Genomic DNA, 12,331 nt, shown 5'->3' with positions numbered 1-12,331 from the left:
GGCAACGGGGGAGGCCCCAGGGGCGCGCGGGATGCGCGCGCCCCTGGGGCCTCCCCCGTACGGCTCTACTCGCTGTCGGACACCGCCGCCGGTACGGGCTCCGGCCCCGCTCCGCGCAGCGGAACCTCCTTGACGAACAGCGCCGCCACCAGGGCGACCAGTCCGACCGAGGCACCCACCAGGAAGGCGATGTGCGTGCCGGACGACACCGCGAACTGGTACGCCTCACGCACCGGAACCGGCAGCTTCGCCAGGCTCGCCGCGTCCAGCTGGGCCGAGCTCGCGGTGGCTCCCCCGCCGCCGCGCGCCGCCATCTCGTCCTGCACCCGGCCGGTGAACAGCGCGCCCATGATGGCGACACCGAAGGAGCTGCCGAGCGTACGGAACAGGGTGGTGGCGGACGAGGCGACGCCCATGTCCTTCAGCTCGACGCTGTTCTGCGCGACGAGCATCGTGATCTGCATCAGGAAGCCCATGCCGGCACCGAGCACCGCCATGTAGACACCGGAGGTGAAGCGGGTGGTGCCGGTGTCCATCTGCGAGAGCAGGAAGAGGCCGACGACCATCAGGATCGAGCCCATGATGGGGAAGATCTTGTACTTGCCGCTGCTGGTGGTGACCCGGCCGGCGATCAGCGAGACGATCATCATCGACAGCAGCATCGGCAGGAGCAGCAGTCCGGAGTTGGTCGCGGACGCGCCCTGGACGGACTGCTGGAAGAGCGGCAGGAAGAGCACCGCGCCGAACATCACGAAGCCCGACATGAAGCCGACCAGGGACATCAGGGTGAAGTTGCGGTTGCGGAAGATGTGCAGCGGGATGATCGGTTCCGAGGCCTTCGTCTCGACGAAGAGGAAGCCGGCCAGTGACGCGACACCGATCGCGATGAGCTCCATGATGACGGCGGAGTTCCAGTCGTACTCCGAGCCGCCCCAGGTGGTGACCAGCACGATCGAGGTGATGCCGACCGTCAGCAGCCCGGCGCCGAGGTAGTCGACCTTCGACTTGGCACGCTCCCGCTTGGGCAGGTGCAGTACGGCGGTGACCATGCCCAGGGCGACCGCGCCCAGCGGCAGGTTGATGTAGAAGCTCCAGCGCCAGCCGAGGTGGTCGGTGATGGTGCCGCCGACCAGCGGTCCGCCGATCATGGCGATCGCCATCACACCGGCCATCAGACCCTGGTACTTGCCGCGCTCGCGGGGCGGCACCAGGTCACCGATGATCGCCATGACGCCGACCATCAGACCGCCGGCACCGAGGCCCTGGATCGCGCGGAAGCCGATCAGCTGTCCCATGTCCTGGGACATTCCGCTGAGGACCGAGCCGATCAGGAAGAGCACGATGGACGTGAGGAATATGCCCTTGCGCCCGTACATGTCGCCGAGCTTGCCCCAGATGGGGGTGGAGGCGGCGGTGGCCAGGGTGTAGGCGGTGACAACCCAGGACAGGTGCTCCAGCCCGCCGAGGTCACCGACGATGGTCGGCATCGCGGTGCCGACGATCAGGTTGTCGAGCATGGCCAGCAGCATGGCGATCATCAGGGCGAGCATCACCACCCGGACGCTGCGCTGCTGCGGCTCGCGCTTCGGCTCGCGGCCGGCCGCCTTCCCGCCCGTCGCCGTCTTCAGGTCCGACATGTTCCCCAGCTCCCCTGATCCCCTGAACACCGGACCCTTACTTGCCGCCCGGCTAGTTGACTACACTGGGGGAAAGTACCCCCGCAACTAGCCGGGCGTCAAGTAAGTTTGGGAGAGCACCATGAGCAGCACGCCGCAGCCGCGCCGGGGCAACACCCGCCAGCGCATCCAGGACGTCGCTCTGGAACTCTTCGCCGAGCAGGGCTACGAGAAGACCTCACTGCGTGAGATCTCCGAGAAGCTGGACGTCACCAAGGCCGCCCTCTACTACCACTTCAAGACCAAGGAAGACATCCTCGTCAGCATCTTCGAGGACCTCAACCGGCCCGTGGAGGACCTGATCGTCTGGGGCCGGGAGCAGCCACGCACCCTGGAGACGAAGAAGGAGATCCTCGCCCGCTACAGCGACGCGCTGACCAAGGCCGCCCCGCTCTTCCGCTTCATGCAGGAGAACCAGGCGACCGTACGCGACCTGAGCATCGGCGCGACGATCAAGGGCCGGATCCTGGGGCTCGTCGACCTGATCAAGGACCCCGAGGCGCCGATCATCGACCAGGTGCGGTGCTTCAGCGCGCTCTTCACGATGCACGCCGGCATGTTCGCCCTCAAGGACGTCGACGGCGACCCCGAGGACAAGCGCAAGGCCGTCCTGGAGGTCGCCGTCGATCTGGTGACCCAGGCGCATGCCCCGGGTTCCGACCAGTAGCGGATCGGTGTCGCGGCCGGTCAGACGTTGACGCCCTCCTTGTGCAGGTAGTTGACCGGGTTGATCGCGGAACCGTAGTTCGCGGTGGTCCGGATCTCGAAGTGCAGGTGCGGACCGCTGGAGTTGCCGGTGTTGCCGGAGAGGGCGATCTTCTGCCCCTTCTCCACGGACTGGCCGATGTGCACGTCGATCTGCGAGAGGTGCGCGTACTGCGAGTAGGTGCCGTTGCCGTGCTTGATCACGATGGCGTTGCCGTACGCGGGACCGTCGCCGCCGCCGTTCGGGCCGGCCTTCACGATGGTGCCCGTGTGCGCGGCCTCGACCTTGGTGCCGATCGGCACGGCGAAGTCCTGGCCGGAGTGCTTGTGCGACCAGCGGCTGCCGTCGTTGCCGAAGCTCGCGCTGAGCTCGTAGTGGGAGACCGGGGTCTCCCAGCGCAGCTTCGAGGCGGCCTTCTTCTCGGCCTCGGCCTTCTTCTTGGCCTCATCGGCCTTCTTCGCAGCCGTGTGCTCGGCGGCCTTGCCCTGCGCGGCCGCCTGCTGGGCGACGGCGTCGGCCGTGGTGGTGCTCACCAGGCTCGCGGTGGCGGCGGTCCCCGTCGTGCCGACCGCGAACGCAGCGCCCGCACCGAGAACCATCGACGTACCCAGACCGGCCGCCACCACGGCGCCGCGCACACGGGAAGCGGACGGGCGGTGGGAGTGCTTGAACGTAACGCGCTTCGACATAAGCGGAAACCTCCGAAGATGACTGGACCCGGCGTACCGGCCGGGCTGGCCATCCCTTGGTAACCCGCATCCCCACCTGTGCTCAAACCCCCCATCTACGAAGAAAAGCCGTAGCCGAAGCCCTGGGAATTCACTTCCACGGGTCCCGGAACCCGCCCCTCCCGCCCCTTCGGATCTCTTCGTCCGGAGACGTTTAACCCCAGTTCCAAACCGCCCTAATCGGACATGTGCCCGCCATTGGGGCGCTTCGCCCTGTAGCCCCCAAGGTCCCGCCGCACGCAGGGCCGAAGGCCCCTCCCGCGATCACGCCGCCTCCTCCTAAGTCGCCTAGTAGGCCTCGAAAGGGCTGTGTGCCTTGTCACCGCCGGTGGGACCAAAGGCCGTCCGATTCGGGACCTTCGGCGGGCAACCTGACTACGCTGGCACGGCGAAACCGATCGGCTCCCGGGGGGACGGCCCATGACCGGCAACACCGCAGGTACGGGCGGAAACGGCGGCGGCAGGACGACGGACACGGGACGCCACGACGGCATCGAGCTCGCCGACGCCGTCGAGTCGGCCCGCTCGGCGGACTCCGGAAGCTGAGAGGGCTCCGGCTGGACATGAGCCGTCTGCCTCCCACCGCACTGCTGGCCACGGTCGGGAACGGGCTGTTGTTCGCACTGGACCTCGACGGCCTCACGGCACACCGGCTGAGCGAGGTGCCCGCGCACCCGCAGGTGACCGTGCTGACGCTCAGCGGCGAACGCCCGATGACGATCGACGCGCTGCGCGGCTGGGAACACCCGTACGACCTCGACCTGAGGTCCCCCACGGCGATTCCCCCCATGTGCGCCGCACTCCGGCAGTCCCCTCAGGTGACGAGCCTGACGGTGCGGGCGGGTGTCTCGGAGTTCCTGGGCGCGGCCGTGGTCCCGTCGGTCACCACGCTCAGGCTCAATCCGTTCGGGGAACTGCAAGACCTGGGCCCGCTCCCCCGGGTCTTTCCCTCGCTGAGGGCGCTCCGGCTCACCCCTCACCCCCGCGGTGCGGCCATCGATCCGACCCCGCTGGAAGTGCTGCCGGGCCTCACGGTCGACGTCACCGGATTCGTCGAGGTGTCCGGCGGCAAGGGGCTTGAGGTGGGCCGCTGAGCACACGGAGAAGGGGCTGCCCCGGACCGGTCGAAACCGGTCCGGGGCAGCCCCTTCGGTGCGCTCGGGCGCTACGCGCCTGTCACGCTTCCTTCGTCATGTTCGGGCCGGCGCCGCCTGCCGCCTGCTCGATCGGGGGGACGTCGGGCAGAGCCGACTTCTCCTCGCCGCGGAAGGTGAACGTCTTCTCGTCACCCTCGCCCTCGGTGCCGACGACCACGATGTGACCGGGGCGCAGCTCACCGAAGAGGATCTTCTCGGAGAGGATGTCCTCGATCGAGCGCTGGATCGTCCGGCGCAGCGGCCGGGCGCCCATCACGGGGTCGTAGCCCTTCTTCGCCAGGAGCGACTTCGCTTCCGCGCTGAGCTCGATGCCCATGTCGCGGTCCTTCAGCCGCTCGTCCACCTTGGCGAGCATGAGGTCGACGATCTGGATGATGTCTTCCTCGGTGAGCTGGTGGAAGACGACCGTGTCATCGACACGGTTGAGGAACTCGGGCCGGAAGTGCTGCTTGAGCTCTTCGTTGACCTTGTTCTTCATCCGCTCGTAGTTCGTCTTCACGTCGCCCTGGGCGGCGAAGCCCAGGTTGAAGCCCTTGGAGATGTCCCGGGTCCCGAGGTTGGTCGTCATGATGATGACCGTGTTCTTGAAGTCCACGACCCGGCCCTGGGAGTCGGTCAGGCGACCGTCCTCCAGAATCTGGAGCAGGGAATTGAAGATATCGGGGTGGGCCTTCTCGACCTCGTCGAAGAGGACGACGGAGAACGGCTTGCGGCGCACCTTCTCGGTGAGCTGACCGCCCTCTTCGTATCCCACGTACCCGGGGGGAGAGCCGAAGAGGCGCGAGACCGTGTGCTTCTCGCTGAACTCCGACATGTCGAGGGCGATCAGCGCGTCCTCGTCACCGAAGAGGAATTCGGCGAGCGTCTTGGAGAGCTCGGTCTTACCGACACCGGACGGGCCGGCGAAGATGAACGAGCCACCGGGGCGCTTCGGGTCCTTCAGACCTGCTCGCGTACGGCGGATCGCCTGCGAGAGGGCCTTGATGGCGTCCTTCTGGCCGATGACGCGCTTGTGGAGCTCGTCCTCCATGCGCAGCAGACGGGAGGACTCCTCCTCCGTCAGCTTGAAGACCGGGATGCCGGTGGCGGTGGCGAGGACCTCGGCGATGAGCTCGCCGTCGACCTCGGCCACGACGTCCATGTCGCCGGCCTTCCACTCCTTCTCGCGCTTGCTCTTCGCCGCCAGCAGCTGCTTCTCCTTGTCGCGGAGAGACGCTGCCTTCTCGAAGTCCTGGGAGTCGATGGCCGACTCCTTGTCACGGCGGACGCCCGCGATCTTCTCGTCGAACTCGCGGAGGTCCGGCGGCGCGGTCATCCGGCGGATGCGCATCCGGGAACCGGCCTCGTCGATCAGGTCGATCGCCTTGTCCGGCAGGAAGCGGTCCGAGATGTACCGGTCGGCCAGCGTCGCGGCCTGGACCAGCGCCTCGTCCGTGATGGACACGCGGTGGTGGGCCTCGTAGCGGTCGCGCAGACCCTTGAGGATCTCGATGGTGTGCGGCAGCGACGGCTCGGCGACCTGGATGGGCTGGAAGCGGCGCTCGAGAGCGGCGTCCTTCTCCAGGTGCTTGCGGTACTCATCGAGCGTCGTGGCACCGATGGTCTGGAGCTCGCCTCGCGCCAGCATGGGCTTGAGGATGCTCGCCGCGTCGATCGCGCCCTCGGCGGCGCCCGCACCCACCAGGGTGTGGAGCTCGTCGATGAACAGGATGATGTCGCCGCGGGTGCGGATCTCCTTGAGCACCTTCTTCAGGCGCTCCTCGAAGTCACCGCGGTAGCGGGAACCGGCGACCAGCGCACCGAGGTCGAGGGTGTAGAGGTGCTTGTCCTTGAGGGTCTCGGGCACCTCGCCCTTGACGATGGCCTGGGCCAGGCCCTCGACGACCGCCGTCTTGCCGACGCCGGGCTCGCCGATGAGGACAGGGTTGTTCTTCGTACGGCGGGACAGCACCTGCATGACCCGCTCGATCTCCTTCTCGCGCCCGATGACCGGGTCGAGTTTGGATTCACGAGCGGCCTGGGTGAGATTCCGGCCGAACTGGTCCAGCACCAGGGAGGTGGAGGGCGTGCCCTCCGCGGGGCCGCCCGCTGTGGCCGCCTCCTTGCCGCCCGAGTATCCGGAGAGCAGCTGGATGACCTGCTGGCGCACCCGGTTCAGGTCGGCGCCCAGCTTCACCAGGACCTGGGCTGCGACGCCCTCGCCCTCGCGGATCAGGCCGAGCAGGATGTGCTCTGTGCCGATGTAGTTGTGGCCGAGCTGAAGGGCCTCGCGGAGCGACAGCTCCAGGACCTTCTTGGCTCGGGGAGTGAAGGGGATGTGGCCGGACGGGGCCTGCTGGCCCTGACCGATGATCTCCTCCACCTGCTGGCGGACCGCCTCGAGCGAAATCCCGAGGCTCTCCAGGGCCTTAGCGGCGACACCCTCACCCTCGTGGATCAGGCCCAGGAGGATGTGCTCGGTGCCGATGTAGTTGTGGTTGAGCATCCGGGCTTCTTCCTGAGCCAGGACGACAACCCGCCGCGCGCGGTCGGTGAACCTCTCGAACATCGTTAATCGCTCCTCAGAGCGGTCAGGCAGTAAGGGGTCGGTCCCCTCCCTGTCCTTCCGCAGCTTAGTCCCGCAAGCGGGGACCGCTCATTTCAACTGCCGACACCCGGCCCTGCTTCCCGGGGGATCTCCCGCCCCGAACGCCGACAACTGCTCCAACCCGATGGTGCGAGACGATGTTCCCGCAGGCCAGGCAGATACCCCTATCGCCAGTACGCCGATGGCGAACGCGAGACGTCCGGTGGCTTGCGTGTCGCCCCTCCCACTAGGGATGTCTTACCCGCAATTACAGACAGTCCATGCGGCGTACGCGGGTTCCCTCCGCTACGGGCGAACATCTTCTTACGCGTGAATGCGCCTGTACGCCCCCAACCCGGACACACTAAGCGTTCGACCGAGGACTCTGCGTAACCCCTGGGCCGGATCCGGAGTTCTTCCGGCATGGCCCCCACCGTCCCGCCTCCCCGCACTCCGCTTCCCGCTCGCCAGGACGGCCGTGCCGGGGGTGAACCGCGGGGCGGCTGCGCCCGGTGGTACGAGCAGGAGCTCGGCTGGGCCACCGCGGGCGTCGCCCCGGTGCGGCTGCTGACCGGGCTGCGGTTCGACGCTCTCGTCGTCCCCGCCGCCGCCGGTCACGCGGCGCTGCGCCGGGTGGGCCGCGCGGGGCCGGTGGCGCTCACCGGTGAGCGGATGAGTCTGCTGGTGGCGGCCGGAAGCGCGGATGAGCTGCCCGGGCTGCTCGACTGGCTGGAGTGGGGCGGAGTCGCCCTCGCGCTGACCGTTCTCGGCACGGGCGGCCGGATCACCGCACCGCCACCGCCGGGCCGGCCGGGCCCGCCGGGGGCCGCCGTATGGCTGCGGCCCCCCTGGCCACTGCGCGAGCAGGAGGGGGAACCGGTGCTCCCGGCCCTCTCCGGCTTCGGGAGCAGGGGTGGGGATGCTCCCGATCTCGTCCGGCTCGTGGACGCCGTGGCGACTGAATGCCACCGGGCCCGGCTGATGCGTGCCCGGCCATGGCCGGCCTCCGATGAGTCGGCTGCTCAGCCGTTGGCCTTCTCGTAAGCCTCACGGATGTCCGCGGGAACACGGCCGCGGTCATTCACATTGTGGCCGTTCTCGCGCGCCCACTTACGGATCTCGGCGGTGTCCTTGTTGCCGCCGGGAACCGCACGGCCCTTGCCGCGCCCGGAGGCGGCACGGCCACCGGTACGGCGGCCGCCCTTGGCGTAAGGCTCGAGCAGCGTACGGAGCTTGTCCGCGTTGCTCGTGGTGAGGTCGATCTCGTAGGTCTTGCCATCCAGCGCGAACGTGACGGTCTCGTCCGCCTCGCCGCCGTCGAGGTCGTCAACAAGAAGGACCTGAACCTTCTGTGCCACCGGATTTCCTTTCATCGAAAATGGAGTACGCGGAAAGGAAACCGCTTTTCCCCGGAAAACACAAACCCTCGGGAGAGGTTCAGCAGCGGAAGAAGACGGGAAACGTGCGCGATTCGGACATAGAGCTCGGGGTTCTTCCGACTGTCACAGGTGCAGAAGCATCCGACTGTTACCCAAGGTGTTCGGCTTCACCCGTTCGAGACCGAGGAACTCCGCGACTCCCTCGTCATAGGAACGCAGCAGCTCGCTGTAGACATCTCCGTCGACCGGCGTCTCTCCGATCTCCACGAAGCCGTGCTTCGCGAAGAAGTCGACTTCGAAGGTGAGGCAGAAAACCCGTCGCACGCCCAGCCAGCGGGCGGTCTGCAACAACTTGTCCAGCACTTGGTGCCCGACTCCGGCGCCCTTGATGCTGTGATCGACCGCGAGAGTACGGACTTCGGCGAGGTCTTCCCACATCACGTGCAGTGCACCGCAGCCGATGACCCGTGCGTCCTCGTCGCGTTCGGCGATCCAGAACTCCTGGATGTCCTCGTAAAGCGTGACCGTCGCTTTGTCGAGCAGGATGCCTTCACGCACGTAGCCGTCGAGGAGACGTCGGACGGAGGCCACATCGCTCGTCCTCGCACGCCGGACGGTGATGGCTACGTTTATAACCGACGGTTCGGTCTGGAAATCGGTTTGCGGAAGCTCTGAGGACATACCCCGACGCTATCGCCCGGCCTCCGGCTCCGCTCCATCGGCCGCTTCGGCGGCTTCATCGACACCTTCACCGGCCGCGCCGACTGCTTCATCGGCCACTTCACCGCCCGGCGGTACGGCGTCCTCGGGAAGAGCGGGCACAACGATCCGCATGGCGTCCCGGAGAGCCTCACGCTGCTCGGCCGACATCATGCCGAAGAACGCGACCAGTGCGGCGGCCGGGTTGTCACTCCTCGACCAGGCTTCGTTCATCAGTGCGGCCGAGTACGCGGCACGGGTGGAGACCGCCGTATATCGATATGCGCGGCCGTCCACTTCCCGGCGCACCCAGCCCTTCTGATGGAGATTGTCCATTACCGTCATGACGGTGGTGTAGGCGATGGACCGTTCCTGCTGAAGGTCCTCAAGGACTTCCCGCACGGTGACCGGACGGTTCCATTGCCAGACCCGGGTCATCACGGCGTCTTCCAGCTCTCCCAATTGGCGGGGCACAGCGTCACCCTAGTGCCAAATGTCTGGAATGGCCGGTTATTCACACAACAAAAGGGCGTACGGCTCTCTCGGAGCCGTACGCCCTTCGTACGGTGCTGTGCGCAATGCGCGCGGTTTTACGGAGTCAGACCGCTTCGGTCCGCGGAGCCTGGTGGGCCGACTCCGCGCGGCTGATCGCCGCATCCACGGCCGCATCCTCTTTGGCCTTGTTGGGACCGCCCTGACTCTTGACGATCGTCACGACCAGGCCGATGAAGAAGGCTGCCATCACCACGGGGGGCACAAGCGCGGATACGTAGTCCATGCCGTCCAGAGTAGCGAGCCCGGTACGGACTTCCGCGCACCCCCTCCGCCGCGTGCCGGGCCGCCCGCCGCGGGCTACCCCGTGGCGCGCTGCTGCGGCGGGGGCACCGGGCGGCGACGGGGCGGGAAGACCTCCGAGGGCTTCGGTGCCGGACGCTCGGACGGCGCCGCCGGGCGGGCCGGGGCCGCCGGGGCCTTCGGCTTCTCGGGCTCCGCGGCACGGCCGCCGGGCAGCGCGAGCAGCCGGCTGCGGGGCGCGGGGGTCGTCGCGGAGACGGCGCGCCCGGCCAGTCTGGTGCGCACCGAACGCTCCGCGAGCACCGAGCAGCGCTCCAGGAGCGCCGCGGCGACCGGCCCGCCGCGCAGGGCGCGCAGCGCGGCCAGGTCCTCGGGGCGGGGGTCGTACCCGGCGGCGAGGGCGTCCTGGAGGAGCTCCAGATAGCCGCCGAGGGAGCCGGGCAGGGCGTTTCGGTAGCGGACGAGGTCGGCGAGGAGGAAGGCGCGCAGCCGTCCCGCCTCGCCGACCGTCTCGTCCACGGAGCCCGCTAGCCGCAGGCAGTCCTGGACGTCCTCGTCGGGCAGGGGCACGGGATGGAGGGCGATGGCGAGGGCACGTCGGAGCACTCGCAGCTCGTCCGCGCTGAACGCCATACCGCCGCGTGATCCGTAGGGCGTGGGCATAACGCGACAATACGTGCTAAATGGACAAAATCCGTTTAACTGGCCGTCGGGGCGGCGCGGCGGCTCCGATGAGCCGCCGCACGCCGAACCGCCGGTCAGGGCCTCGTGACCGGACCCGGACTACAGGCGCGACACGTTGCGCTCGTACACCAGGCGCAGGCCGATGAGCGTGAGCCAGGGCTCGTGCTCGTCGATGACCGAGGACTCGCCCAGCACCATCGGAGCAAGGCCGCCCGTCGCGATGACGGTCACGTCGTCGGGGTCGGCCGCCAGTTCCTTCTTCATCCGCCCGACGACACCGTCGACCTGGCCCGCGAAGCCGTAGATGATGCCCGACTGCATGGCCTCGACGGTGTTCTTGCCGATCACGCTGCGTGGCCGGGCCAGCTCGATCTTGCGCAGCTGCGCGCCCTTGACGCCGAGGGCCTCGACCGAGATCTCGATGCCGGGCGCGATGACGCCGCCGGTGTACTCGCCGCGGGCGGAGACCGCGTCGAAGGTGGTGGCCGTGCCGAAGTCGACGACGATCGCCGGACCGCCGTAGAGGTCGACGGCGGCGACCGCGTTGATGATGCGGTCCGCGCCGACCTCCTTCGGGTTGTCCATCAGGATCGGCACGCCCGTCTTGATGCCCGGCTCGACGAGAACGGCGGGGACGTCGCCGTAGTAGCGGCGGGTCACCTCGCGCAGCTCGTGCAGGACGGCCGGGACGGTGGAGCAGATGGCGATGCCCTCGATCCCGTCGCCCAGCTCCATCCCCAGCAGCGGGTGCATGCCCATCAGGCCCTGGAGCAGCACCGCCAGCTCGTCCGCGGTGCGGCGGGCGTCGGTGGAGATCCGCCAGTGCTCGACGATCTCCTCGCCGTCGAACAGGCCGAGCACGGTGTGGGTGTTCCCGACGTCGATGGTGAGCAGCATCAGGCGCCGGCCCCGTCGGTGTCGCGGAAGTCCAGGCCGATGTCGAGGATCGGTGAGGAGTGGGTGAGCGCGCCGACGGCCAGGTAGTCCACGCCGGCCTCGGCGTAGGCGTGGGCGGAGCCGAGGGACAGCCGGCCGGAGGACTCCAGGACCGCGCGGCCGCCCACCAGGGCGACGGCCTCGGCCGTCTGCGACGGGGTGAAGTTGTCCAGCAGGATCAGGTCGGCGCCCGCGTCCAGCACCTCGGCGACCTGGTCCATGGTGTCGACCTCGACCTCGATCGGAATGTCCGGGAACTCGTCCCTGACCCGCTTGAAGGCCTCGGCCACCCCGCCCGCCGCGATGACGTGGTTGTCCTTGACGAGCGCGGCGTCGGACAGCGACATGCGGTGGTTGACCCCGCCGCCGCAGCGCACCGCGTACTTCTCCAGGGCGCGCAGGCCCGGGGTCGTCTTGCGGGTGTCGCGGACCTTGGCCTTCGTGCCTTCGAGCACATCGGCCCAGGCCCGGGTGGCGGTGGCGATGCCGGAGAGCCTGCAGAGCAGGTTGAGCGCGCCGCGCTCGCCGGTGAGCAGGTCGCGGGTGCGGGTGGTGACGGTCAGCAGCTTCTGGCCGGGAACGACGCGGTCGCCGTCCTCGACGTGCCGCTCGACCTCGAACTCGGACGTGCAGACGATGGACAGGACGGCCTCGGCAACGTGCAGACCGGCCACCACACCCGCCTCACGGGCGGTGAAGTCGCCGGTGGCCACGGCGTCCTCGGGGACGGTGGCCACGGTGGTGACGTCCACCCCGCCGTCGAGGTCCTCCGCGATGGCGACGTGCGCGACGTCCTCGACCTGGACCGGGTCCAGACCCGCGTCGGCCAGGAGCTGGGCGAGCGACGGGTCGAGGCCGCACTCCAGATCGTCCAGGTCGTAGCCGTCGTCCCCACCGCAGCCGCAGCCGTCGCCGCAGCCACCCGCGGCAGGTGCGGGCGCGCCGATCTGGATCAGCGGTACGTCCACGGGTGTGGGGCGCGGATTCTCTTCGGGCGTGCTCACG

General features: G+C 68.5%; 14 protein-coding genes. 4 read left to right on the top strand and 10 right to left on the bottom strand.

Annotated elements, in window-relative coordinates; all coding sequences use genetic code 11:
* Positions 1-65: 65 nt before the first annotated feature.
* On the bottom strand, positions 66-1,637 hold the full coding sequence (locus OG322_RS20700) for an MDR family MFS transporter (protein ID WP_124284295.1): 1,572 nt from the start codon (positions 1,635-1,637) through the stop codon (positions 66-68).
* A 121-nt stretch (positions 1,638-1,758) separates the two neighbouring features.
* On the opposite strand from OG322_RS20700, the gene OG322_RS20695 reads away from it, so the two are divergent.
* Positions 1,759-2,343, top strand: coding sequence for a TetR/AcrR family transcriptional regulator (locus tag OG322_RS20695; protein ID WP_123460035.1), 585 nt, complete (start codon positions 1,759-1,761; stop codon positions 2,341-2,343).
* A gap of 20 nt (positions 2,344-2,363) precedes the next feature.
* Here OG322_RS20695 and OG322_RS20690 read toward each other — a convergent pair whose 3' ends face one another.
* Complete coding sequence (locus OG322_RS20690; protein ID WP_123460036.1) at positions 2,364-3,071, bottom strand: M23 family metallopeptidase; 708 nt, start codon at positions 3,069-3,071, stop codon at positions 2,364-2,366.
* Between the two features lie 459 nt (positions 3,072-3,530).
* Here OG322_RS20690 and OG322_RS20685 point away from each other — a divergent pair, with 459 nt between their 5' ends.
* Together OG322_RS20685 and OG322_RS20680 are read left to right on the top strand one after the other, a co-directional pair.
* Positions 3,531-3,656 (top strand): hypothetical protein, encoded by a 126-nt coding sequence (locus tag OG322_RS20685; RefSeq protein ID WP_266411679.1) that lies wholly within the window; start codon positions 3,531-3,533, stop codon positions 3,654-3,656.
* A gap of 17 nt (positions 3,657-3,673) precedes the next feature.
* Positions 3,674-4,204 (top strand): hypothetical protein, encoded by a 531-nt coding sequence (locus OG322_RS20680; protein ID WP_329306780.1) that lies wholly within the window; start codon positions 3,674-3,676, stop codon positions 4,202-4,204.
* Positions 4,205-4,286: 82 nt separating this feature from the next.
* Here the strand turns inward: OG322_RS20680 and OG322_RS20675 are convergent, their stop codons facing one another.
* Entirely contained in the window at positions 4,287-6,815 is a 2,529-nt protein-coding gene (locus OG322_RS20675; RefSeq protein WP_123460038.1) for an ATP-dependent Clp protease ATP-binding subunit, read from the bottom strand.
* A 441-nt stretch (positions 6,816-7,256) separates the two neighbouring features.
* Between OG322_RS20675 and OG322_RS20670 the strand changes: the two genes are divergently transcribed.
* Complete coding sequence (locus OG322_RS20670; protein ID WP_124284297.1) at positions 7,257-7,877, top strand: SCO3374 family protein; 621 nt, start codon at positions 7,257-7,259, stop codon at positions 7,875-7,877.
* Here OG322_RS20670 and OG322_RS20665 read toward each other — a convergent pair.
* From OG322_RS20665 to nadC, 7 genes are all read right to left on the bottom strand, one after another.
* Positions 7,856-8,191 (bottom strand): histone-like nucleoid-structuring protein Lsr2, encoded by a 336-nt coding sequence (locus tag OG322_RS20665; RefSeq protein ID WP_024494064.1) that lies wholly within the window; start codon positions 8,189-8,191, stop codon positions 7,856-7,858. The genes OG322_RS20670 and OG322_RS20665 overlap by 22 nt on opposite strands.
* Before the next feature lie 144 nt (positions 8,192-8,335).
* Positions 8,336-8,893: an amino-acid N-acetyltransferase gene (locus OG322_RS20660; RefSeq protein WP_123460040.1), complete on the bottom strand. Its 558-nt coding sequence runs from the start codon at positions 8,891-8,893 to the stop codon at positions 8,336-8,338.
* A gap of 9 nt (positions 8,894-8,902) precedes the next feature.
* A complete protein-coding gene (locus OG322_RS20655) occupies positions 8,903-9,385 on the bottom strand; it encodes a BlaI/MecI/CopY family transcriptional regulator (protein WP_123460041.1) in 483 nt (160 codons plus the stop codon).
* A 124-nt stretch (positions 9,386-9,509) separates the two neighbouring features.
* A complete protein-coding gene (locus OG322_RS20650) occupies positions 9,510-9,689 on the bottom strand; it encodes a hypothetical protein (RefSeq protein ID WP_123460042.1) in 180 nt (59 codons plus the stop codon).
* Between the two features lie 74 nt (positions 9,690-9,763).
* A complete protein-coding gene (locus OG322_RS20645; RefSeq protein ID WP_123460043.1) occupies positions 9,764-10,339 on the bottom strand; it encodes a hypothetical protein in 576 nt (191 codons plus the stop codon).
* Positions 10,340-10,489: 150 nt separating this feature from the next.
* On the bottom strand, positions 10,490-11,287 hold the full coding sequence (locus OG322_RS20640; RefSeq protein ID WP_123460044.1) for a type III pantothenate kinase: 798 nt from the start codon (positions 11,285-11,287) through the stop codon (positions 10,490-10,492).
* The gene (nadC, locus tag OG322_RS20635) at positions 11,287-12,330 is read right to left on the bottom strand and encodes a carboxylating nicotinate-nucleotide diphosphorylase (RefSeq protein ID WP_123460045.1); all 1,044 of its coding nucleotides are present in this window, start codon (positions 12,328-12,330) and stop codon (positions 11,287-11,289) included. Before nadC ends, OG322_RS20640 begins: the two co-directional genes overlap by 1 nt.
* Between the last annotated feature and the right edge of the window lies 1 nt (position 12,331).

Source organism: Streptomyces sp. NBC_01260, assembly GCF_036226405.1.
GTDB lineage: Bacteria > Actinomycetota > Actinomycetes > Streptomycetales > Streptomycetaceae > Streptomyces > Streptomyces laculatispora.
This window is presented reverse-complemented; position numbering and strand designations above follow the sequence as displayed.